18 protein-coding genes are annotated in these 20,478 nt (G+C 72.2%); 7 read left to right on the top strand and 11 right to left on the bottom strand.

The genetic code is table 11. The features are described from left to right. Window positions 1-10 precede the first annotated feature (10 nt). A complete protein-coding gene (locus ACIRYZ_RS34425; RefSeq protein WP_402952009.1) occupies window positions 11-775 on the top strand; it encodes a metallophosphoesterase in 765 nt (254 codons plus the stop codon). Here ACIRYZ_RS34425 and ACIRYZ_RS34420 read toward each other — a convergent pair. The 3 genes from ACIRYZ_RS34420 to ACIRYZ_RS34410 all read right to left on the bottom strand — a co-directional run bounded on the left by ACIRYZ_RS34420 (window position 772) and on the right by ACIRYZ_RS34410 (window position 3,004). Further along, a complete protein-coding gene (locus tag ACIRYZ_RS34420) occupies window positions 772-1,686 on the bottom strand; it encodes a hypothetical protein (protein WP_402952007.1) in 915 nt (304 codons plus the stop codon). The genes ACIRYZ_RS34425 and ACIRYZ_RS34420 overlap by 4 nt on opposite strands. A 49-nt stretch (window positions 1,687-1,735) precedes the next feature. Then, window positions 1,736-2,125 carry a hypothetical protein gene (locus tag ACIRYZ_RS34415; protein ID WP_402952006.1) on the bottom strand — a complete coding sequence of 130 codons (390 nt, stop codon included), beginning with the start codon at window positions 2,123-2,125 and terminating at the stop codon, window positions 1,736-1,738. Between the two features lie 183 nt (window positions 2,126-2,308). Then, window positions 2,309-3,004, bottom strand: coding sequence for a FadR/GntR family transcriptional regulator (locus ACIRYZ_RS34410; RefSeq protein WP_402952005.1), 696 nt, complete (start codon window positions 3,002-3,004; stop codon window positions 2,309-2,311). 252 nt (window positions 3,005-3,256) lie between these two features. Between ACIRYZ_RS34410 and ACIRYZ_RS34405 the strand changes: the two genes are divergently transcribed. Together ACIRYZ_RS34405 and ACIRYZ_RS34400 are read left to right on the top strand one after the other, a co-directional pair. Beyond that, complete coding sequence (locus ACIRYZ_RS34405) at window positions 3,257-3,811, top strand: gluconokinase (RefSeq protein WP_402952004.1); 555 nt, start codon at window positions 3,257-3,259, stop codon at window positions 3,809-3,811. A 73-nt stretch (window positions 3,812-3,884) separates the two neighbouring features. After that, window positions 3,885-5,282, top strand: a complete 1,398-nt coding sequence (locus ACIRYZ_RS34400) for a gluconate:H+ symporter (RefSeq protein ID WP_402952003.1) — start codon at window positions 3,885-3,887, stop codon at window positions 5,280-5,282. 64 nt (window positions 5,283-5,346) lie between these two features. Here the strand turns inward: ACIRYZ_RS34400 and ACIRYZ_RS34395 are convergent, their stop codons facing one another. After that, on the bottom strand, window positions 5,347-5,970 hold the full coding sequence (locus ACIRYZ_RS34395) for a TetR/AcrR family transcriptional regulator (protein ID WP_402951996.1): 624 nt from the start codon (window positions 5,968-5,970) through the stop codon (window positions 5,347-5,349). A gap of 76 nt (window positions 5,971-6,046) precedes the next feature. On the opposite strand from ACIRYZ_RS34395, the gene ACIRYZ_RS34390 reads away from it, so the two are divergent. Then, complete coding sequence (locus ACIRYZ_RS34390; protein WP_402951994.1) at window positions 6,047-7,276, top strand: amidohydrolase family protein; 1,230 nt, start codon at window positions 6,047-6,049, stop codon at window positions 7,274-7,276. A 164-nt stretch (window positions 7,277-7,440) separates the two neighbouring features. On the opposite strand, the gene ACIRYZ_RS34385 is transcribed toward ACIRYZ_RS34390, so the two are convergent. The 5 genes from ACIRYZ_RS34385 to mmuM form a co-directional block, all read right to left on the bottom strand. Beyond that, the gene (locus ACIRYZ_RS34385; RefSeq protein ID WP_387627543.1) at window positions 7,441-9,036 is read right to left on the bottom strand and encodes an FAD-dependent oxidoreductase; all 1,596 of its coding nucleotides are present in this window, start codon (window positions 9,034-9,036) and stop codon (window positions 7,441-7,443) included. A gap of 174 nt (window positions 9,037-9,210) precedes the next feature. Then, complete coding sequence (gene glpK / locus ACIRYZ_RS34380; RefSeq protein ID WP_387627545.1) at window positions 9,211-10,731, bottom strand: glycerol kinase GlpK; 1,521 nt, start codon at window positions 10,729-10,731, stop codon at window positions 9,211-9,213. A gap of 121 nt (window positions 10,732-10,852) precedes the next feature. After that, window positions 10,853-11,581, bottom strand: a complete 729-nt coding sequence (locus tag ACIRYZ_RS34375) for an MIP/aquaporin family protein (protein WP_402951992.1) — start codon at window positions 11,579-11,581, stop codon at window positions 10,853-10,855. A 283-nt stretch (window positions 11,582-11,864) separates the two neighbouring features. After that, a complete protein-coding gene (locus tag ACIRYZ_RS34370) occupies window positions 11,865-12,629 on the bottom strand; it encodes an IclR family transcriptional regulator (RefSeq protein ID WP_387627549.1) in 765 nt (254 codons plus the stop codon). 169 nt (window positions 12,630-12,798) lie between these two features. Then, the gene (gene mmuM / locus ACIRYZ_RS34365) at window positions 12,799-13,743 is read right to left on the bottom strand and encodes a homocysteine S-methyltransferase (RefSeq protein ID WP_402951990.1); all 945 of its coding nucleotides are present in this window, start codon (window positions 13,741-13,743) and stop codon (window positions 12,799-12,801) included. A gap of 162 nt (window positions 13,744-13,905) precedes the next feature. On the opposite strand from mmuM, the gene ACIRYZ_RS34360 reads away from it, so the two are divergent. The 3 genes from ACIRYZ_RS34360 to ACIRYZ_RS34350 all read left to right on the top strand — a co-directional run bounded on the left by ACIRYZ_RS34360 (window position 13,906) and on the right by ACIRYZ_RS34350 (window position 17,629). After that, entirely contained in the window at window positions 13,906-14,838 is a 933-nt protein-coding gene (locus ACIRYZ_RS34360; protein WP_402951988.1) for an NUDIX hydrolase, read from the top strand. A 49-nt stretch (window positions 14,839-14,887) separates the two neighbouring features. Beyond that, a complete protein-coding gene (locus ACIRYZ_RS34355; RefSeq protein ID WP_402951986.1) occupies window positions 14,888-15,436 on the top strand; it encodes an NUDIX domain-containing protein in 549 nt (182 codons plus the stop codon). 129 nt (window positions 15,437-15,565) lie between these two features. Continuing rightward, window positions 15,566-17,629 (top strand): acetoacetate--CoA ligase, encoded by a 2,064-nt coding sequence (locus ACIRYZ_RS34350; protein ID WP_402951984.1) that lies wholly within the window; start codon window positions 15,566-15,568, stop codon window positions 17,627-17,629. Between the two features lie 100 nt (window positions 17,630-17,729). Here the strand turns inward: ACIRYZ_RS34350 and ptsP are convergent, their stop codons facing one another. Further along, a complete protein-coding gene (gene ptsP, locus ACIRYZ_RS34345; RefSeq protein WP_402951982.1) occupies window positions 17,730-19,400 on the bottom strand; it encodes a phosphoenolpyruvate--protein phosphotransferase in 1,671 nt (556 codons plus the stop codon). A 103-nt stretch (window positions 19,401-19,503) separates the two neighbouring features. Next, on the bottom strand, window positions 19,504-19,953 hold the full coding sequence (locus ACIRYZ_RS34340; RefSeq protein WP_393039676.1) for a PTS glucose transporter subunit IIA: 450 nt from the start codon (window positions 19,951-19,953) through the stop codon (window positions 19,504-19,506). Window positions 19,954-20,478 lie beyond the last annotated feature (525 nt).

Genomic DNA, 20,478 nt, shown 5'->3' with positions numbered 1-20,478 from the left:
CGTGATCACCATGCTGACGATCGCGCACCTCAGTGACATCCACCTCGGCCAGGACCACCGCCGGGACCGCGGCAAGCGGGCCCGGCGGCGGGCCGAGCAGGTGATGGCGTACCTCAACGCCCTGCCCGGCCCGCTGGACGCGGTGCTGGTCACCGGCGACCTCGCCGACCACGGCCTGCCCGCCGAGTACGAGCAGGTGGCCAAGGTGCTGACCTCCCGGCACCCAATACTCACCTGCCCCGGCAACCACGACATCCGGGCGCCGTACCGGGAGGTGCTGCTCGGCGAGGAGCCGGGGGAGGAGCCGGTGAACCGGCTGCACCGACTGCCCGGCGCCGACGTGCTGATGCTCGACTCCTCGATACCCGAGCAGCACGACGGCCTGCTGGACGACCGCACGCTCGACTGGCTGGACGCCCGACTCGCCGAAGGCCGCACCGAGTTGCCCGCCCTGGTGGCCTTCCACCACCCGCCTGTCGAGCTGCACATCCCGTTCGTCGACGGGATCCGCCAGTTCGGCGAGGAGCGTCTGGCGCAGGTGCTGGGCCGCCACCCCCGGGTCGTCGCCCTGCTCTGCGGCCACTCCCACACCCCCGCCGCGACCACCTTCGCCGGGCTGCCGGTGCTGGTCGCGCCCGGCGTGGTCTCCACCATCACGCTGCCCTGCGAGGGCGGGAGCGGTATCTCCTTCGACCACCCGCCGATGCTCGCTTTCCACGTCCTGGACGGCGACCGGCGGCTGACCACCCACTACCGGGCGGTCCCGCTGGACTAGCTGTCCTTCAACCGGCGCAGGATCGCCATGAGTTCGGCGGGCGGCGCGATGGAGAAGGAGCGCTGGGCCTCGTCGATCCGCGTCAGGTTGGTCACCGCGCCCTGGTGCCACCAGTAGAGCCGGGGTGAGAGCGGCCCCGGGCTCTCCGAGTGGACGCGCAGTGCGATCGAGGCCAAGTCGTTGACGGCGCCCGCCACTTGCGGCTCGGCCAACGGATGGAAGAACAGGTAGTTCCGGCTGGGCGCGGTGAACAGGGCTCCGTCCTGCGGGAGTTCGTGTCCGGTCACCGCGCGGGCCAGTTCGTCCAGCACCAGCGCCTTGCTGGCCGTGAACATCGAGTCGCCGGTCACCGCGTACAGGGTCGAGCCCTCGGTCGGGCCCTCCAGGACGTCGAACTCCACCGGGTCGGCGATCAGGTTGGCCCGCCCGGCGGCCCGCAGCCGCTCCAGGCCGACCTCGGCGACGAAGCGGTCGTCCAGCGTCCGTACGGTGTCGGGCAGGTCGAGGCAGAGCGCCTCCATCAGGCCGGTCGCGACCGGCCGGAGGTAGCTGAAGGAGGGTGCCATCTCGGCCGGGATCGCGTCGTCGGCGATCAGCCGGAGGTAGGCGCAGCGGAGGACGTCGTCCTGGCCCTGCGGGGTGGACTCCCCGGCGCCGGCCAGGGCGCGGAAGTGGCGCTCCACCAGCTGGGGCCACTCGCCCGGCTCGGCGCGGCGGCAGAACTCGGCGAGGTTGTACAGGTTGCTGGCGCCCTCGGCCCGCTGGACGAACTGGCCGGTGACGGTCGCCCGCACACCGACGCCCGCGTGGTACTGCCGGACCAGCTCGCGCAGGTGGTCGGCCTGGTCGGTCGTCAGGGCGGTGAGGTCGGGGTCGTACTGGGGTGCTGCCTTGGAACGGAAGAACTTCATGCGCCCGACTCTAGGGGAGCGCCCTGACGCCGGGTCGGGTGCCGCCCGGCTACGCGGTCGGCACCCGGCGCTGGTACGGCTGTTGCGGCGGGTGCGGGTACGGCTGCTGCTGCGGCGCGCCGCTCGGGCGGGGGAGCGGCCTGGCGGCCAGCGGATCGGGGGCCACCCGGCTGCCCGCCATCGGGTACGCGGAGTTCGGACCGCGCATCCGCTGGGCGGCGACCTGGCGGGAGATCAGGATCTCCAGCAGGCACCACATCGTGCCGAACACCCCGAGCCCCATCGCCATCAGCGCGGGCGTCATCAGCCAACTGCCCGCGTACGAGGACAAGGTCGCGACCACCACGCCCACCAGGGTGAAGGCCAGGCAGAGCACCGCCCGGACTGCGGCGGCGCGCACCTCGTCGGGCAGGCGGCGACGGCGGCGTGGCACGGACATCGGGCGACCCCCAGGCGCGAATTCGATGGCGGACACGGAACGGGCGCACACAAAACGCGCCCCCTTGCCTCACTCTGCCCCACCGAACCAGGACTATGCGTCCGAATCCACCGAACTGCCGCCAAATCGTGCCATCCGGGCATGCGGCAGCGTCCCGTCGGCGCACGCGCCGGGGCAAGGCACTCAGCCCAACTGCTGGTTGAGCTCCTCCAGAGCGCCCGTCACGATCGTCCGCATCGCCGCCTCGGCGTGGGCGGCATCCCCCGCGCAGATCGCCTCCGCGACCTCGCGGTGCAACCGGATCGCGTACGACTCCGGCTGATGGGGCATCAGATGGTACTCGGTCCGCCCGGTGAGCACCGCCCCCACAGTGTCCCCGAGGTGGGCGAACATCTCGTTGCCGGAGGCGCGCAGGACCAGGGAGTGGAAGGCGATGTCGTGCCCGAGGAAGGTGGTCAGGTCGGCGGCCCGCGCGGTGACCGTCAACTCCACGGCCAGCGAGCTGAGTTCGCGCCGGTCGTCGTCGGTGGCGTGGACGGCGGCGAGCGCGGCCGCGGCGGGCTCGACGGCCACCCGCAGTGAGCCGAGCGAGCGCAGCTGGGCCGAGCGGTCCGAGCCGGCCAGCCGCCAGCGGATCACCATCGGGTCGAACACGTCCCAGAGCGACTTGGGCTGCACGGTGATCCCGACCCGTCGCCGGGAGGCCACCAGGCGCATCCCCTCCAGGACCCGCACCGCTTCCCGGATCACCGTCCGGGACACCCCGAACCGCTCCTCCAGCCCCTCCCCGCGCAGCACCGCGCCCTCGGGAATCTCCCCCGACGCGATCGCCGGCCCGAGCTCGTCAAGCACTCGACCGGGCAGCCCCTGGATCTCCATCCGCCCAGCCTAGACGCCCACCGCCCCGAGCCCCACGTCACCCTCCGGTGCGCGCGTGACTCGCCTCACTCACCCGTCGAGCCCCCGCCCCCACCTCGGCCCCCGCCCAGCCTCGCCCTCGGCACTGCAGACACCCCCGCTTCCCGGGCCCCATCCCCAGGGAAGTAAAAGTATGACGATTTGGTTTCTGGCACTTGAATACGTCATATCTTTGAAGCGATAGTGGCGGCCTGCAACGAAGGAGCACCACCCATGGCTCTCAGCGTCGAGAACCACGACCACCCGGTCGCACCCCTCACCGTCGTGGTGATGGGCGTCTCCGGCGTCGGCAAGACGACCCTGGCCCGCCTCCTGGCCGACCGCCTCGATCTCCCCTTCGCCGAGGCGGACGACTTCCACCCGCCGGCGAACATCGCCAAGATGTCCGCCGGCATCCCGCTGGACGACCAGGACCGCGAGCCCTGGCTGCGCGCCATCGGCGCCTGGCTCAAGGGGCGCACCAAGGCGGGCACCGGCGGCGTGGTCACCTGCTCGGCGCTGAAGCACGGCTACCGCGACATCCTGCGCGTGGACGCCCCGGATGCCTTCTTCCTGCACCTCAGCGGCGGGCACGAGCTGGTCGAGGACCGGCTCTCCCACCGCACCGGCCACTTCATGCCGGCGTCGCTGCTCGGCTCCCAGTACGCCGTCCTGGAACCCCTGGGCACGGACGAGCGCGGCGCCGTCCTGGACGTGGGCCAGTCCCCCGAAGAACTCGTCGAGAAGGCCGTGGTGCTGCTGCGGCCCGTCAATGGAGACCTCACGTGAGCGAGCGAAGCGAGCGAGCCATCAGAAGGCGCGTATGGGCGAATGCCCCTGCCGAGCGAAGCGAGGCGGGCGCATGAGAAATGCCCCCACCCTGCTCCTGGCGGCCGCCCCACCGGCCATGCCGCACACCGGCAGCAACTCCCAGCTGCTGATCGCGGTGCTGGTCAGCATCGGCGCGATCGTGCTGGCGATCACCAAGCTGAAGCTGCACCCCTTCCTCGCCCTGACGATCGGCTCCGGCCTGCTGGCCGCCATCGCGGGTGCGCCCTTCGACAAGCTGCTGAGCAGCTTCTCGACGGGCTTCGGCTCCACCGTGGCCAGCGTCGGTCTGCTGATCGGCCTGGGCGCGATGCTCGGCAAGCTGCTCGCGGACTCGGGCGGCGCCAACATCATCGCGGACACCGTGCTGTCCCGGACCGGCAACAAGGCGCTGCCCTGGGCGATGGCGCTGATCGCCGCCGTGCTCGGCCTGCCGCTGTTCTTCGAGGTCGGCGTCGTCCTGCTGATCCCGATCGTGCTGCTGGTCGCCCGCCGCGGCAACGTGCCGCTGATGCGGGTCGGCATTCCGGCCCTGGCCGGTCTGTCGGTGCTGCACGGCCTCGTTCCCCCGCACCCGGGCCCGCTGGTGGCCATCGACGCCCTGAAGGCCGACCTCGGCGTCACCCTGGCGCTCGGTCTGCTGATCGCGATCCCGACCCTGATCATCGCTGGTCCGCTGTTCGCCCGGGTGGCGGAGCGCTGGGTGGGCCCGCTGGAGATCCCGACCGCCATCGCGCCCGAGGAGACGGGCAAGCGCGAGCGCACTCCGTCCTTCGGCGCGGTGCTGGCGACCATCCTGCTGCCGGTCGTGCTGATGCTCGGCAAGGCCCTGGTCGACGTGGTGATCGATGACCCGAAGGCGATGGGCCAGCGGGTGTTCGACTTCATCGGCTCCCCGCTGATCGCGCTGCTCGCCGCGACCCTGCTCGCCATGCTCACCCTCGGCAAGGCGGCCGGCTTCGACAAGGCCCGGATCTCCGACACCGTCGGCAAGTCGCTCGGCCCGATCGCGGGCATCGTGTTCATCGTCGGCGCGGGCGGCGGCTTCAAGCAGACCCTGATCGACGTGGGCGTCGGCGACATGGTCAGCCACTGGTCGAGCCAGTGGCACATCTCGGCGCTGCTGCTCGGCTGGCTGATCGCGGTGCTGATCCGCCTGGCCACCGGCTCGGCGACGGTCGCCACCATCACCGCGGCCGGCATCGTCTCCCCGCTCGCCGCCAACATGTCCTCGACCCACTCGGCCCTGCTGGTGCTCGCGGTCGGCGCCGGTTCGCTGTTCCTCTCGCACGTCAACGACGCCGGCTTCTGGCTGGTGAAGGAGTACTTCGGGATGAGCGTCGGGCAGACGCTGAAGTCCTGGTCGGTGATGGAGACGGTGATCTCGGTGGTCGCGATAGCCCTCATCCTGCCGCTGAGCCTGATCATCTAGCCCACGAGGCGCGCACGAAGGGGCGGCACCCGTACCGTACGGGTGCCGCCCCTTCGGCGTTCCGTCAGCGCCCCAGCAGCCCCGACAGCACCGCCGCCGTCGCCTCCAGCAGTTCGTCCGCGGCCGCCCCGCCCGCCGCCGTACGGGCCAGCAGGCCCTCGCGCGCCGCCAGGATCACCGCCGCCGCCTGCCGGGCACTCGCCCCCGGGGGCACCAGCTCGGGCAGCGCCCGCTCCAGGACGTCCGCCGCCGCCCGCACCAGCGTCCGGTCGTGTGCGGCGACCTGCTCGGCCAGCGCCTCGGACCGGGCCGCGACCAGCCGGAACTCCAGGAACAGCAGGATCCACCCGGTCTCCGCGGGCTCGACCCGCAGCAGCGCCTCGACCAGCAGCCGGGCCCGCTCCTGCGGCGCCAGTGCCTCGCAGGCGGCGACCAGTCTCTCCAGCTCGGCCATCCGTGCGGCCGCCTGGTCGTCGAAGAGCGCCAGCAGCAGGTCCTCCTTGTCGGCGAAGTTCGAGTAGAAGGCCCCGCGGGTGTAGCCGGCCGCGGCGCAGACGTCCTCGATGCTGGTGCGCCCGAAGCCGACGGTGAGGAAGAGCTCGCTCGCCGCGGCGAGCAGCCGGGCCCGAGTGTGGACGCGGCGGCGGGGCGGTCGGGGAGCGGCGGTTTCGGCCGGGGGTGGGTTCACGGGAGAACGATACATGGTGTATTCAGTACGAGTCGCATTCAATACGGCTCGTACTGAACTGGAGGGGACGACCGCCATGACCCGACCGACCCGGCTGCTGATCACCGACGCCCACCTGCTCCACCCCGAGGACGGCACCCGGACCGACCGGGGCTGGATCGAGGCCGCCGACGGCCGGATCGCCGCCACCGGCACCGGCCGCCCGCCCGCCGCCGCCGAGGGCGTCCGGGTCCTGGACGCGGCGGGCGCCACCGTCCTGCCCGGCCTGATCGACGCCCATGTCCACCTGCTGGTCACGACCCTCGACCTCGCCGCGGTGGCGAACTGGACCCCCGGCTACCTCACCGTCCGGGCCCTCGCCGAGGCCGAGCGGATGCTGCGCCGCGGTTTCACCACCGTCCGCGACGTGGGTGGTGCCGACCACGGCATGGCCCGGGCCCTGGACGAGGGCTTCGCGCTCGGTCCGCGGCTGATCTTCGGAGGCAAGGCGCTCTCCCAGACCGGCGGCCACGGTGACCTGCGCCCGCTCGGGGACGACTCGGTGCCCTGCTGCGAGTCCCGTCCCGACTTCGGCCGGATCGCCGACGGCGTGGACGCCGTCCGCGCCGCCGCCCGGGACGACTTCCGCAAGGGTGCCGCCCATCTGAAGGTCCTGCTCTCCGGTGGCGTCGCCTCCCCGCACGACGAGATCGCCGCCGTCCAGTACAGCGAGGAGGAGATCCGGGCGGCCGTCGAGGAGGCGGAGAACCACAACCGCTACGTCACCGTGCACGCCTACCATCCGCGCGCGATCGACCGCGCGCTGCGGGCCGGGGTGCGCTGCGTCGAGCACGGCAACCTGCTGGACGACGCCAACATCGGGCTGCTGCTGGAGAAGGACGCGTTCCTGGTGCCCACGCTGGTCGCGTACGCGCGGACGGCCGGGCTCGGCGCCGGCTCCGGCCTGCCGCCGGCCTCCCTCGGCAAGCTGGCCGAGGTCCGCGACCAGGGCCTGGCCGCCCTGGAGCGCGCCCACCGCGCGGGCGTCAACCTGGTGTACGGCAGCGACCTGCTCGGTCCGCTGCACCCGGCGCAGCTGGAGGAGTTCACGCTCCGCGCAGAGGTCCAGCCGCCCGCCGACGTGCTCCGCTCGGCCACCACGACGGCGGCCCGGCTGCTCGGCATGGCGGGGGAGATCGGCACCCTGGCCCCGGGTGCCCACGCCGACCTCCTCGTCGTCGACGGCGACCCCCTGGACGACCTCACCGTCCTCACCCGCCCCGACCGCCACCTGAAGCACGTCATCAAGGCGGGCGCCGTCGTATGACGACGACGGGCGGGCGCTCGGAACCCCGAACGCCCGCCCGTCACGAGCGAGTTGCTTGCCAGACCTTGCGCTTACCGACCCGCGCGCTCCGCCAGGTCGTGCTTACTTGGCTCCATGCTTTGCGAGGCTTTGCCTACTTGGTTCCACGCTTCGCGAGGCTGTGCCTACTTGGTTCCACGCTTCGCGAGGAAGGCCTCGACCTCGGCCCGGATCTCCGGCGTGTCCAGCCCGCGGACCGTCATGGTGGTACGGCGACGCAGCACGTCGTCCGCCGTGTACGCCCACTCGCTGTCGGCCGCGTACGCGACCTGCGCCCAGACGTCCGGCCCGTCCTCGTGGATCGGCCGGCCGAGCTCCGGGTTCTCGTCGATCATGCGGGCGATCTCGAAGGAGAGGGTGCCGTAGTGGCTGGCCAGGTGCTTGGCCACCAGCGGCTCCATCCGCGAGCCCGGTTCACGGTCGATCAGCAGGCGGTGGGCCACCGCGTTCGGCGCGCCGACGCCCGGCAGCGGCACGGTCGGGGCGATCGGGGACATGTCCTCGGCGAGGCTGGTGCCGGGCACGTGGGCCAGCTTCTCCAGCACGGTGCGGCCGATGTGACGGTAGGTGGTCCACTTGCCGCCGGAGACCGACAGCATGCCGCCGCGGCCCTCGGTGACGACCGTCTCGCGCTTGGCGGCGGCGGTGTCGCCCGGGCCGCCCGGCAGCACGCGCAGGCCGGCGAAGGCGTAGGTGATCAGGTCGCGGTCGAGGTGCTCGTCGCGGATCGCGTGCGCGGCCTCGCCCATGATCTGGTCGATGTCCGCGTCGGTGGCCCGGACGTCCTTCGGGTCGCCGGTGTACTCCTCGTCGGTGGTGCCGAGCAGGACGTGGTCCTCCCACGGGATGGCGAAGGAGACGCGGTACTTGTCGATCGGGATGGTCAGCGCGGCGCGCCACGGGGAACGGCGCTTGACCACGACGTGCGCGCCCTTGGAGAGGCGGATCGACGGCGCGGCGCCGGCGTCCTCCATCGTGCGCAGGTGGTCCACCCACGGGCCGGTGGCGTTGAGCACCAGGCGGGCGTTGATGCCGAACTCGTCGCCGTCCAGGCGGTCGCGCACCTCGGCGCCGGTGACCCGGCCGGCGGTGAAGCGCAGCCCGGTGACCTCGGCGTGGTTGAGCACCACGGCGCCGGCGTCGACCGCGGCGCGCACGGTCATCACCGCGACGCGCGAGTCGTTCATCTGGTGGTCGCCGTAGACGGCCACCGAGCGCAGGCCCTCGGTGCGCAGCGCGGGCACCTGCTGGGCGGCGTGCGCGGCGGTGGAGACCCGGCCCATGCCGTCGCGGAAGGCGGACAGCGCCGAGTACAGGAACACGCCGGCGCCGAGCTTGGCCGCGCCGTGCGGGCCGCCCTTGTAGACCGGCACGAAGAAGGTCAGCGGGTTGACCAGGTGCGGGGCCACGTCGGTGGAGAGCGCGCGGCGCTCCTTGTGGTTCTCCGCCACCAGCTTGACCGCGCCGGTCTGCAGGTAGCGCAGACCGCCGTGGACGAGCTTGGACGAGGCGCTGGACGTGGCGCCGGCGAAGTCGCCGGCGTCGACCATGGCGACCTTCAGGCCGGCCTGGGACGCGGTCCAGGCGACGGCCGTGCCGAGGATGCCGCCCCCGATCACCAGCAGGTCGTAGGTGGCCTTGCCGAGCAGCTCGCGGGTCTCGGCGCGGGAGGCGGTGCGGCCGGCGGTGCGCTCGGCGCCCAGGGTCGGGATGGTTGCCATGGTGGTTGTGTACGGCGCGCTGGTCGGGCGGCGCCGTTACTCCTCTCGTGTGCGGTGCGGCCCCTACGGGAGAGGCCGGTCGGCCCGGTGCGGCGGGCCGGTTAAACGCGGTGACACCCGTTGCCTGAACAGCGGGCGGCCGGTGGGGGCCCGGGGCCCCGACCGGCTGGTCGGTCAGTTGTTCTCGTCCTCCTCCACCCAGCCCATGGTGCGCTCCACGGCCTTGAGCCACTTCTTGTACTCGCGCTCCCGGGTGGCCTCGTCCATGCGCGGGGTCCACTCGGCGGCGCGGTGCCAGTTGGCCCGCAGGGTGTCGAGGTCGTTCCAGAAGCCGACGGCGAGACCGGCCGCGTAGGCGGCGCCGAGGGCGGTGGTCTCGGCCACGTACGGGCGCTCGACCGGGGCGTCCAGGACGTCGGCGATGTTCTGCATGAGCAGGTTGTTGCTGGTCATGCCGCCGTCGACCTTGAGGGCGGTGAGCTCGACCCCGGAGTCCTTCTGCATGGCGTCGACGACCTCGCGGGTCTGCCAGGCGGTGGCCTCCAGGACGGCCCGGGCCAGGTGGCCCTTGGTGACGTACCGGGTCAGACCGGCGATCACACCGCGGGCGTCGGAGCGCCAGTACGGGGCGAACAGGCCGGAGAAGGCCGGGACGAAGTAGGCGCCGCCGTTGTCCTCGACCGTGTTGGCGAGGGTCTCGATCTCGGCGGCGGTGGAGATGATGCCGAGCTGGTCGCGCAGCCACTGGACGAGCGAGCCGGTGACGGCGATCGAACCCTCCAGCGCGTACACCGGGGCCTGGTCACCGATCCGGTAGCCGACCGTGGTCAGCAGGCCGTGGTACGAGTTGACGATCTTCTCGCCGGTGTTCAGCAGCAGGAAGGTGCCGGTGCCGTAGGTCGACTTGGCCTCGCCCTCGTCGAAGCAGGTCTGGCCGAACAGCGCGGCCTGCTGGTCGCCCAGCGCGGAGGCGACCGGGACGCCGGCCAGGTCGCCGACGGCCTCGCCGTACACCTCGGCGGAGGAGCGGATCTCCGGCAGGACGGCCATCGGCACGCCCATCGACTCGGCGATGCTCTCGTCCCAGGCCAGCGTCTTCAGGTTCATCAGCATGGTGCGGCTGGCGTTGGTCACGTCGGTGACGTGCTTGCCGCCGTTGACACCGCCGGTGAGGTTCCAGATCACCCAGGTGTCCATGGTGCCGAACAGGATGTCGCCGGCCTCGGCGCGCTCGCGCAGGCCCTCGACGTTGTCCAGCAGCCAGCGGATCTTCGGGCCGGCGAAGTAGCTGGCCAGCGGGAGGCCGGTCTCGCGGCGGAAGCGGTCCTGGCCGACGTTGCGGCCCAGCTCGCGGCAGAGCGCCTCGGTGCGGGTGTCCTGCCACACCAGCGCGTTGTGCACCGGCTCGCCGGTGTGCTTGTCCCACAGGACGGTGGTCTCGCGCTGGTTGGTGATGCCGATGGCGCGGATGTCGTCCTTGGTCAGGCCGGCCTTCTCCAGCGCGCCGCGGACGACCGACTGGACCCGGGTCCAGATCTCGGTGGCGTCGTGCTCGACGTAACCGGGCTGGGGGAAGATCTGCCGGTGCTCCTGCTGGTCGACGGCGACGATCCGGCCGTCGGCGCCGAAGATGATGCAGCGGCTGGAGGTGGTGCCCTGGTCGATCGCGGCGATGTAGTTGCCAGTGGAGGTCATGTGGAGGGTCCTCGGCTCAAGTTCGGGGGTATACGGGGTGGGTGGGTCTGACGCGGCCGTTTCGGATGCCCGGTCAGTCCCCGTGTTCGGCGGGTTCGACTCTGCCCTTGGCGGGAGGCCTTTAGAAGAGGGCGTTGTACACGCCGCCGGCCGCCAGGCCGCCAAGGATCGGGCCGACGACCGGGACCCAGGCGTAGGACCAGTCGGAGCTGCCCTTGTTCGGGATCGGCAGGATCGAGTGCATGATGCGCGGGCCGAGGTCACGGGCCGGGTTGATGGCGTAGCCGGTCGGGCCACCGAGGGAGAGGCCGATGCCGACGACGGTCAGGGCCACGATCAGGGTGCCCATGCCCTTGAGGTCGTTGGCGCCGAGGGTGAGGATCGCCATGCAGAGCACGAAGGTGCCGATGACCTCAGTGATCACGTTCTGGAACGGGTTCCGGATCTCGGGGCCGGTCGAGAAGATGCCGAGGGTGGGCTCCTCGTTGGCCTGGAACTGGCCGAGGTAGGTGAGCCAGACCAGCGTGGCGCCGATCATCGCGCCGAGCATCTGGGAGCCGATGTAGAGCGGCACCTGGCTCCAGTCGCCACTCTTGACCGCGAGCGCGATGGTGACGGCCGGGTTGAGCTGGGCGCCGGACTTGGGAGCGGTCATGTAGGCGGCGATGAGGACCGCGAAGCCCCAGCCGAAGGTGATCGCCAGCCAGCCGGCGTTGAGGGCCTTCGACTTCTTGAGAGTCACGGCGGCGCAGACGCCACCGCCGAGGAGTATCAGGGCGGCAGTGCCGAGGGTTTCGCCGACGAAGACGTCGCCGTTGGAGAACGCGGACACAAAGACTCCCTTGTCCATATGGCCCGGAGGTGCGGGTGGGGGGTGGGCCGGTCGATCGCTGTGCGGGTGAGCGCATTGTGGGAGTGATCTTCCCGGCCGTCGTTCGACAATGTCGACCGTCATGCGGAAGCTTCCTCCCCGGGTCGCCCCCACGTCAAGGCGGGGTTACGCAGCTGTGACCCTTCCCTCGACCTGTTCCCCGAAGTTACCCAGCGGAGCGCTCTGAATCGGGACAAAACGCCAAGGCGCGGACAGGCCTACCGCCCGTCCGCGCCTCAGCGTGACGATTCGACTGCTGTGCTCAGAAGCGCCCGGCGCCCAGATCGCGCGAGATCGCGCGCGCCGCGCTGCGCACCGAGGCGACCAGCGAGGGCTTCACGAAGCCGTCCTCGCAGACCCGTTCCACCGGCCCGTTGACGCACACCGCGCCCACCGGGTTGCGCCGCCGGTCCTGGATCAGCGCGCCGATCGAGGCCACGCCTTCCCAGGTCTCCTCGATCGAGTCCGCCCAGCCGCGCTCGCGGATCAGCGCGCACTCGGCGTCCAGGTCGGTCGCCTCGGTCAACGTCCGCAGGGTGTACGGCTCGTACGGCCCGTCGCCCAACTCCCCACGCGCGACCGGGTCGTAGGCCACCAGCACCTTGCCGAGCGCGGTGCTGTGCAGCGGCTGCATCGAACCGACCTCCAGCACCTGCCGGGTGTCGTCGGGCCGGAACACGTGGTGCACGATCAGCACCCCCTGCTGGTGCAGCACCCCCAGGTACACGGTCTCCCCGGCCGCCCTGGCCAGGTCGTCCGCCCACACCAGCGCCCGCGCCCGCAGCTCGTGCACGTCCAGGTAGCTCTGGCCGAGCCGCAGCAGCTCGGCGCCCAGCTGGTACTTGCCGCTGTCCGGGTCCTGCTCGACGAACCCCTCCTGCTGGAGCGTGCGCAGGATGCCGTGCGCGGTGCCCTTGGCGAGGTCCAGCGCCGTCGCGACCTCGGACAGGCCCAGCCGGCGCTCACCGCCCGCCAGCAGGCGCATGATCGCGGCGGCCCGGGATAGCGACTGGATCGGGCCGGGCATGGGTACCTCCGCGCTGACAGGCGGTCGACAATGTCGACCGCAGTGGTGACGGGACGAGTCTGCCAGGCCGCCGTCCGTCCGTGCACCTTCCCCCTCGGTAACCCGCACTCGGCCGGGTGTTAACCTCCCTGGCCCTTCGGTCGAGTTCTAGCCCTCCACACCACTCCTTCTAGCCCTCCACACCACTTAGCAGTCCCCGCCGCACCGCCACCTCGGCCGCCAGCGCGGCGATCCCGTCCGGCCCGACCCGGCAGCAGCCGCCGACCAGCCGAGCACCGTCCGCCAGCCAGCCGTTAACCCGGGTCGAGCGGAAGGTCGGCTCCCCGCGCCAGCCCCGGCGGTCGGCGTCCCACTCCTCCCCGCTGTTCGGATAGACCACCACCGGCTTACCGGTCACCTCCGCGGCCAGCGCCACCGCCCGGTCCGCGTCCTGCGGCGTGCAGCAGTTGACGCCCACCGCCACCACCTCGTCCACCTCCGCGGCCAGCGCGAAGGCCTCCGCCAGCGGCTGCCCGGCCCGGGTCCGGTCGCCCGCCACGCTGTACGACAGCCAGGCCGGCACCTCCAGCCCGCGCAGCAGCGCCAGCAGCGCCCGCGCCTCCTCCGTGTCCGGCACCGTCTCCAGCGCCAGCACGTCCGGCCGGGCCGCGGCCAGCACCTCCAGCCGCGGCCGGTGGAAGGCCACCAGCTCCGCCGTGCTCAGCCCGTACCGCCCCCGGTACTCCGAACCGTCCGCCAGCACCGCCCCGTACGGGCCCACCGAGGCCGCCACCCAGCGCCGCCGCCCGCCCGGCTCGGCCCGCGCCGCCTCCCGGGCCAGCTCCACACTGCTCGCCAGCAGCCGCGCCGCGTCCGTGTGCCCCACCCCGCGCCGGGCGAAGCCTTCGAAGCTCGCCTGGTAGCTCGCCGTGATCGCGACGTCGGCCCCGGCCGCGAAGTACGCCCGGTGTGCCGCCACCACCGCCTCCGGGTCGTCCGCGAGCAGCCGCGCCGACCACAGCTCGTCCGACAGGTCGTGCCCGGCCGCCGCCAACTGGTTCGACATCCCGCCGTCCAGGACCAGGGGACCGGCCGCCAGCGCCGCGGCGAAGTCCGGCGGGGGAGCAATGGGCATCAGGGCCTCCTCGGGAGCGGTCCTTCCTGGTCACAGCCTAGAAGCCGGAGGCACCCGCCGACCGGGAAAACCATTTGCCGCCGGGGAAGGCAGTCGTTACGTTGTGCTCAGACCGAGAACGACGGCACCAGGTGCCCTGGAGAGCGCGGAGAGGAGCCCGCGATGGCAGCCGACGAACCGTCCCCCCGGCCCGGCGCAGGGCCCGCGGCCGAGCAGGAGTGGCTCGCCGCGTACGACCCGCGCGCCTACGCCCCCGTCGCCGTCACCGTCGACGTCGTCGCCCTGACGCTGCGGCGGGGCAACCTGCACGTGTTGCTGGTCGAACGCGGCGCGCCGCCCTACCAGGGGTGCTGGGCGCTGCCCGGCGGCTTCCTGCGCGCGGGGGAGGAGGGTCTGGACGAAGCCGCGGCCCGCGAGCTCGCCGAGGAGACGGGCCTGCAGGGCGCCTCCGAGGTCGAGGCCCGTCTCTGCCGTCTGCACCTGGAACAGCTCGGCACCTACGGCGCCCCCGAGCGGGATCCGCGCATGCACGTCGTCTCCGTCGCCTACCTCGCCTTCGCTCCAGACCTGCCCGACCCCCAGGCCGGGACGGACGCCGCGGCCGCCGCCTGGCACCCGGTCGCCGACCTCGACCTGGGCCCGCGGTCCTGCGGTTCCACTTCAGCCACCGGTGTGCCCGTCGACACCCACGGGGGTGGCGTCGACGGGCACACCGGACCCCGCCCGATCACCCTCGCCTTCGACCACGCCCGCATCCTCACCGACGGCCTCGACCGGGTCCGCGCCAAGTTCGAGTACAGCCCGCTCGCCACCGCCTTCCTGCCGTACGACTTCACCATCCCCGACCTGCGCGCCGTCTACGAGGCCGTCTGGGACGAGAAGCTCCACCCCGGCAACTTCCACCGCAAGGTGCTCTCCGTCCCCGGCTTCGTCGAGAGCACCGGCGCCACCACCGAACGGGGCGGTGCCCGCGGTGGCCCCCGCGCCCGCACCTACCACGCCGGCGACGCCCGACTGCTCCACCCCGCCCTGCTCCGCCCCACCCGCGAAGAGCCGCCGAGCGACGCCGCCCCGCGCGACGGTCGGGCCCACTGACCACCCCGACCCCGGGGAACGCTGTTGAGAACAGGGCTACGATCCGGCCATGACCACTGACGAAGCGACCCAGACCGTCCACCGGCCCTTCTCCCACTGCCACTTCTGCGGGACCCCCTACCCGCCCGGCACCGACGCCTGGCCCCGCGCCTGCCCCGGCTGCGCCGAGATCAGCTACCGCAACCCGCTGCCCGTCGCGGTCGCCGTCCTCCCCGTCACCCGCCCCGACGCCGACCCCGCGCTGGTCGTCATCCGCCGCACCATCGAACCCGGCTACGGCCAACTCGCCTTCCCCGGCGGCTACATGGACTACGGCGAGAGCTGGCAGCAGGCCTGCGTGCGCGAACTGTGCGAGGAGACCGGCATTTCGGCCGACCCGGCCGAGGTCAGGCTGATCCACATGGCCTCCGACCCCAACGGCCGCTTCGTCATGCTCTGCGGACTCCTCCCTGCCCGCCCGCTCAGCGACCTCCCGCCCTCGCGCCCCACCGACGAGACCGACGGCTGGCTGCTCGCCACCGCCGACACCCCGCTCGTCTGGGACTTCCACAACGGCATCCTCCGCCGCTGGTTCGACGGCGAGTTCGCCCAGAGCTAGGCGTTCGGGCCGCCACCGGCCGACCCTGGCGCGGCGGGCGATCACATGGCATGGTCTGCACCGACAGCTCAACCGGACGGGTTGGCCACGAGCTCTCCCGTCCCCACCACCGGCCGGGAGACCACCACCGTGAGCACCCCACCGCAGGACCAGCCGCTCTGGCGCCCGAACCCCGCTCGCGCCGCCGCCACCAGTCTGGTGGCCTTCCAGGCCTGGGCCGCCGAACACCACGGCGCCCCGGCCGCCCCGCTCGCGCCGGCCGACGACGACCAGCAGGCCGCCCAGCGCTACGCCGACCTGCACGCCTGGTCCACCGCCGATCTCGACCGCTTCTGGACCGCCGTCACCCAGTGGTTCGACGTCCGCTTCACCCAGGCCCCCGAGGCGGTCCTCGCCGACCCCCGGATGCCCGACGCCGTCCTCGCCGACAAGACCCGCACCGGCTCGCAGTGGTTCCCCGGCGCCCGCCTCAACTACGCCGAGCACGTCCTGCGCCACGCCGAGGACCCGGCCAACGCCGACCAGCCCGCCATCCTCTACCTCGACGAGACCGACGAGCACCCGGTCCCGACCAGCTGGGCCGAGCTGCGCCGCCAGGTCCTCGCCCTCGCCGCCGCCCTGCGCGCCCAGGGCATCGGCCCGCACTCCCGCGTCGCCGCCTACCTGCCCAACATCCCGCAGGCCGTCGTCGCCCTCCTCGCCACCAACGCCGTCGGCGCCGTCTGGACCTCCTGCGCCCCCGACTTCGGCGCCCGCAGCGTGCTCGACCGCTTCCAGCAGCTCGAACCCGACGTCCTGATCGCCGTCGACGGCTACCACTACGGCGGCAAGGCCCACGACCGCACCGACGTCGTCGCCGAGCTGCGCCGCGAACTGCCCTCGCTGCGCACCGTCGTCCACGTCCCGCTGCTCGGCGGCCCGGCCCCCGAGGGCGCCCTCGACTGGGCCGACCTCGTCTCCGGTCCGGTCCAAGGGCCGGACGGCGAAGCGGAGTTCGCGCAGCTCCCGTTCGACCACCCGCTCTGGGTGCTCTACTCCTCCGGTACCACCGGCCTGCCCAAGCCCATCGTGCAGAGCCAGGGCGGCATCCTCGTCGAGCACCTCAAGCAGGTCGGCCTCCACCTCGGCCTCGGCCCCCAGGACCGCTTCTTCTGGTACACCTCGACCGGCTGGATGATGTGGAACTTCCTCGTGGCCGGCCTCCTGGTCGGGGCCACGATCGTCACCTACGACGGCAGCCCCGGCCATCCCGACACCGGCGCCCTGTGGTCCGTCGCCGCCCGCACCGGCGCCACCGTCCTCGGCACCTCCGCCGCCTACATCGTCGCCAGCCGCAAGGCCGACCTCCACCCCGGCCGCGACCTCGACCTCTCCGCCGTCCGCTGCATCGGCACCACCGGCTCCCCGCTCCCGCCGGACGGCTTCCGCTGGATCTACGACGAGGTCAGCGAGGACGTCTGGCTCGCCTCCGTCAGCGGTGGCACCGACGTCTGCTCCTGCTTCGTCGGCGGCGTCCCCACCCTCCCCGTCTACCTCGGTGAGATCCAGGCCCCCTGCCTCGGCGCCGCCGTCGAGTCCTGGGACGTCCAGGGCCGGCCGCTCACCGACGCCGTCGGCGAACTCGTCGTCACCAAGCCCCTCCCGTCCATGCCCACCGGCTTCTGGAACGACCCCGAGGGAACGCGCTTCCACGACAGCTACTTCGACATGTACCCCGGTGTCTGGCGCCACGGCGACTGGATCACCGTCACCTCCCGCGGCACCGTCGTCATCCACGGCCGCTCCGACTCCACCCTCAACCGCCAGGGCGTCCGGATGGGCTCCTCGGACATCTACGAGGTGGTCGAGCGCCTCCCCGAGATCGCCGAATCCCTGGTCATCGGCCTGGAGGAGCCCAACGGCGGTTACTGGATGCCGCTGTTCGTGGTGCTCGCCCCCGGCGCCGAACTGGACGACGCGCTGATCGGCCGCATCCGCACCTCGCTGCGCACCGAACTCTCCCCGCGCCACGTCCCCGACGAGGTCATCGCCGTCCGCGGCCTCCCGCACACCCTCACCGGCAAGCGCATCGAGGTCCCGGTCAAGCGCATCCTCTCCGGCACCCCGCTGGAGAAGGCCGTCAACCCCGGCTCCGTCGACAACATCGACCACCTGCGCTTCTTCGAGCGGCTCCGGGTCGACCGCCAGGCCTGACCGGCGCTCGCGACCGGCCCGAGGAACGCCGAAGGGGGGCTCCCCACCGCAGTGGTGGGGAGCCCCCCTTCCCGCATCCGTCCTCTTACCCGCCGGGGAGCTACTCGCCGGAGAGCACCTGCTGCACCGCGGTCCGCGCCTCCTCGGCGCTGTCCGCCGCCCGCGCGGCCTCAGCGGCCCGACGGCACTGCGCCAGGGTGTACTTGGCCAGCGTGGTCCGCACGTATGGGATCGAGGCCGCACCCATGGAGAGGCTGGTGACGCCCAGGCCGGTGAGCACTACGGCGAGCAGCGGGTCCGACGCCGCCTCACCGCAGACGCCGCAGCTCTTGCCCGTCGCCTGCGCGGCCGCGGCGGCCGAGGCGATCAGGTCCAGCAGCGCCGGCTGCCAAGGGTCCTGCAGCCGGGCCAGCGCACCGACCTGGCGGTCCGCCGCGAAGGCGTACTGCGCGAGGTCGTTGGTGCCCAGCGACAGGAACTCGACCTCCTGCAGGATCGACCGGGCGCGCAGCGCGGCCGACGGGATCTCCACCATCGCACCGAACTTGGCGACCAGCCCAGCCTCGCGACAAGCGGCCGCGAAGTCCTTGGCGTCCTTGCGGTCGGCCACCATCGGGGCCATCACCTCAAGGTGTACCGGCAGGCCGTCGGCCGCCTTGGCCAGCGCCTGCAGCTGGGTGCGCAGCACCTCCGGGTGCTCGAGGAGCGTCCGCAGACCGCGCACACCCAGCGCCGGGTTCGGCTCGTCGGCCGGGGTCAGGAAGTCCAGCGGCTTGTCCGCGCCCGCGTCGAGCACCCGGACCACGACCCGGCCTTCCGGGAAGGCCTCCAGCACCTTGCGGTACGCCTCGACCTGCTTCTCCTCGCCGGGAGCCTTCGCCGAGTCGTCCAGGAACAGGAACTCGGTACGGAACAGGCCGACGCCCTCGGCGCCGTTCTCCAGTGCCGCCGGCACGTCCGCCGGGCCGCCCACGTTGGCCAGCAGCGGTACCCGGTGCCCGTCCGAGGTCTGCCCCGGACCGGAGGAGGCGGCCAGCGCGGCCTTGCGCTCGGCGGCGATCGCCCGCAGCTCCTCCTGCTTCTCCTGCGACGGGTCGAGCAGCACGTCGCCCGAGCTGCCGTCCACCGCGACGACGGTGCCCTCGGCGACGTCCGTCGCCCCCGGCAGCGCGACCACGGCCGGCACGCCCATCGCCCGCGCCAGGATGGCACTGTGGCTGGTCGGCCCGCCCTCCTCGGTCACGAAGCCGAGCACCAGCGTCGGGTCCAGCAGCGCGGTGTCGGCCGGCGCCAGGTCCCGCGCGAACAGCACGTACGGCTCGTCGCTGTCCGGCACACCCGGCATCGGCACCCCCAGCAGCCGGGCCACGATGCGGTTGCGCACGTCGTCGAGGTCGGCGACCCGACCGGCCAGGTACTCCCCGGCGGAGGCGAGCAGCGCACGGTAGGCGGCGAAGGCGTCGTACACACCGCGCTCGGCGCTGCTGCCGACGGCGATCCGGCGGGACACGTCGGCCATCAGCTCCGGGTCCTGCGCCATCAGCGCCTGAGCCTCCAGCACGGCCTGCGCCTCGCCGCCCGCCAGGTTGCCGCGGGCGATCAGATCCGCGGCGACCGCCTCGACGGCGGCCTGGGCACGCGCCTGCTCGCGCGGGGCGTCCTCGGTCGGGATCTGTGTGGTCGGGGGCTCCAGGACCGCCGTGCCCATGTGCCGCACCTGGCCGATCGCGACCCCGTGGCTGACACCCACGCCGCGCAGTGTCTTCTGCATGTACCTGATTCTCCGCTGAGAGGAGCGGTCCCGCCGGGAGCCGCTGAAGGCCGAGTCGCCCCGTCAACTCCTACGGGGCGGGTGCGTGTCGGTGATTGAGAGGTCAGCTCCAGCTGAACAGCTTGTCGCCGGCCTGAGCCTCGCCGGCCTCGCGTACGTCGCCGAGCGAGTCGGGGGAGGCCTCCAGCGCCACGATCGGCGAGACCGGCGACTTGCCCGCAGCCTCGACGGCGGCCGGGTCCCAGCGGATGACGGCCTGGCCGCGCACCACCGTGTCGCCCTTGTTGACGAGCAGCTCGAAGCCCTCGCCGTTCAGCTGCACGGTGTCGATCCCCAGGTGGGTCAGCACACCGTGGCCGTCGGCGTCCACGACGACGAAGGCGTGCGGGTGCATGGAGACGACGACGCCGTCCACCGGAGCGACCGCCTCGGTGGGCTCGCGAACCGGGTCGATCGCGGTGCCCGGGCCGACCATCGCACCCGAGAACACCGGGTCCGGCACGCCGGCGAGCCCGACGACCTTGCCGGTCAGCGGCGACGTCACAGTGGTCATGGTGGTGCCTCCCAAGTGCGCAATACATCGAGCGGCCGCGCGATGCGGCACACGATCAACTGAAGCCTAAATCATGTCAACTTCGGACATCTGCTGACATTCACGGGCGAAGACCCGCGCCCCGCCTGCCTGCCGGCCGGCGCCTCGTCGACCCGTGACTGGTCTAGTCCTCTTAGCCGATGCGCCGCACTCTACAGGCATCTTGGCGAATCAGGACCATTGCTGTATATGCTCGCGAGAGCAACAAATCATGCCGCCGTCCGGGCGACACCCGGCGCGCCCCGATTCGCGCTCCGACTGGCGACCCGCTATGGTTGGTCGAGTCGCCGCAACACGGCGGTTAACACCAGATTTCAGATGGAGAAAGCCCCGGTAAACGGAGCGGAAAACATCTGCTAAGCTGGAAACACGAAAGAACGAAGCGCCCGGAGGCCCGCTGGAAGGCGGTCCGAAGGAAGCGTCCGTTCCTTGAGAACTCAACAGCGTGCCAAAAGTCAACGCCAGATATGTTGACATCCCCGGCCT

The organism is Kitasatospora sp. NPDC101155 (genome assembly GCF_044768305.1).
Taxonomy (GTDB): domain Bacteria; phylum Actinomycetota; class Actinomycetes; order Streptomycetales; family Streptomycetaceae; genus Kitasatospora.
Note: the sequence above shows the minus strand (reverse complement) of the source record. Positions and strands in the feature narration are given on the sequence as shown.

Coding starts and splice junctions, on each gene's coding strand:
- ACIRYZ_RS34340 (WP_393039676.1), bottom strand. CDS start 19,953: ATGACCACTGTGACGTCGCCGCTGACCGGCAAGGTCGTCGGGCTCGCC.
- ACIRYZ_RS34390 (WP_402951994.1), top strand. CDS start 6,047: ATGACCCGACCGACCCGGCTGCTGATCACCGACGCCCACCTGCTCCAC.
- ACIRYZ_RS34375 (WP_402951992.1), bottom strand. CDS start 11,581: ATGGACAAGGGAGTCTTTGTGTCCGCGTTCTCCAACGGCGACGTCTTC.
- mmuM (WP_402951990.1), bottom strand. CDS start 13,743: ATGCCCATTGCTCCCCCGCCGGACTTCGCCGCGGCGCTGGCGGCCGGT.
- ACIRYZ_RS34400 (WP_402952003.1), top strand. CDS start 3,885: ATGAGAAATGCCCCCACCCTGCTCCTGGCGGCCGCCCCACCGGCCATG.
- glpK (WP_387627545.1), bottom strand. CDS start 10,731: ATGACCTCCACTGGCAACTACATCGCCGCGATCGACCAGGGCACCACC.
- ACIRYZ_RS34370 (WP_387627549.1), bottom strand. CDS start 12,629: ATGCCCGGCCCGATCCAGTCGCTATCCCGGGCCGCCGCGATCATGCGC.
- ACIRYZ_RS34410 (WP_402952005.1), bottom strand. CDS start 3,004: ATGGAGATCCAGGGGCTGCCCGGTCGAGTGCTTGACGAGCTCGGGCCG.
- ACIRYZ_RS34415 (WP_402952006.1), bottom strand. CDS start 2,125: ATGTCCGTGCCACGCCGCCGTCGCCGCCTGCCCGACGAGGTGCGCGCC.
- ptsP (WP_402951982.1), bottom strand. CDS start 19,400: ATGCAGAAGACACTGCGCGGCGTGGGTGTCAGCCACGGGGTCGCGATC.
- ACIRYZ_RS34360 (WP_402951988.1), top strand. CDS start 13,906: ATGGCAGCCGACGAACCGTCCCCCCGGCCCGGCGCAGGGCCCGCGGCC.
- ACIRYZ_RS34425 (WP_402952009.1), top strand. CDS start 11: ATGCTGACGATCGCGCACCTCAGTGACATCCACCTCGGCCAGGACCAC.
- ACIRYZ_RS34405 (WP_402952004.1), top strand. CDS start 3,257: ATGGCTCTCAGCGTCGAGAACCACGACCACCCGGTCGCACCCCTCACC.
- ACIRYZ_RS34385 (WP_387627543.1), bottom strand. CDS start 9,036: ATGGCAACCATCCCGACCCTGGGCGCCGAGCGCACCGCCGGCCGCACC.
- ACIRYZ_RS34355 (WP_402951986.1), top strand. CDS start 14,888: ATGACCACTGACGAAGCGACCCAGACCGTCCACCGGCCCTTCTCCCAC.
- ACIRYZ_RS34420 (WP_402952007.1), bottom strand. CDS start 1,686: ATGAAGTTCTTCCGTTCCAAGGCAGCACCCCAGTACGACCCCGACCTC.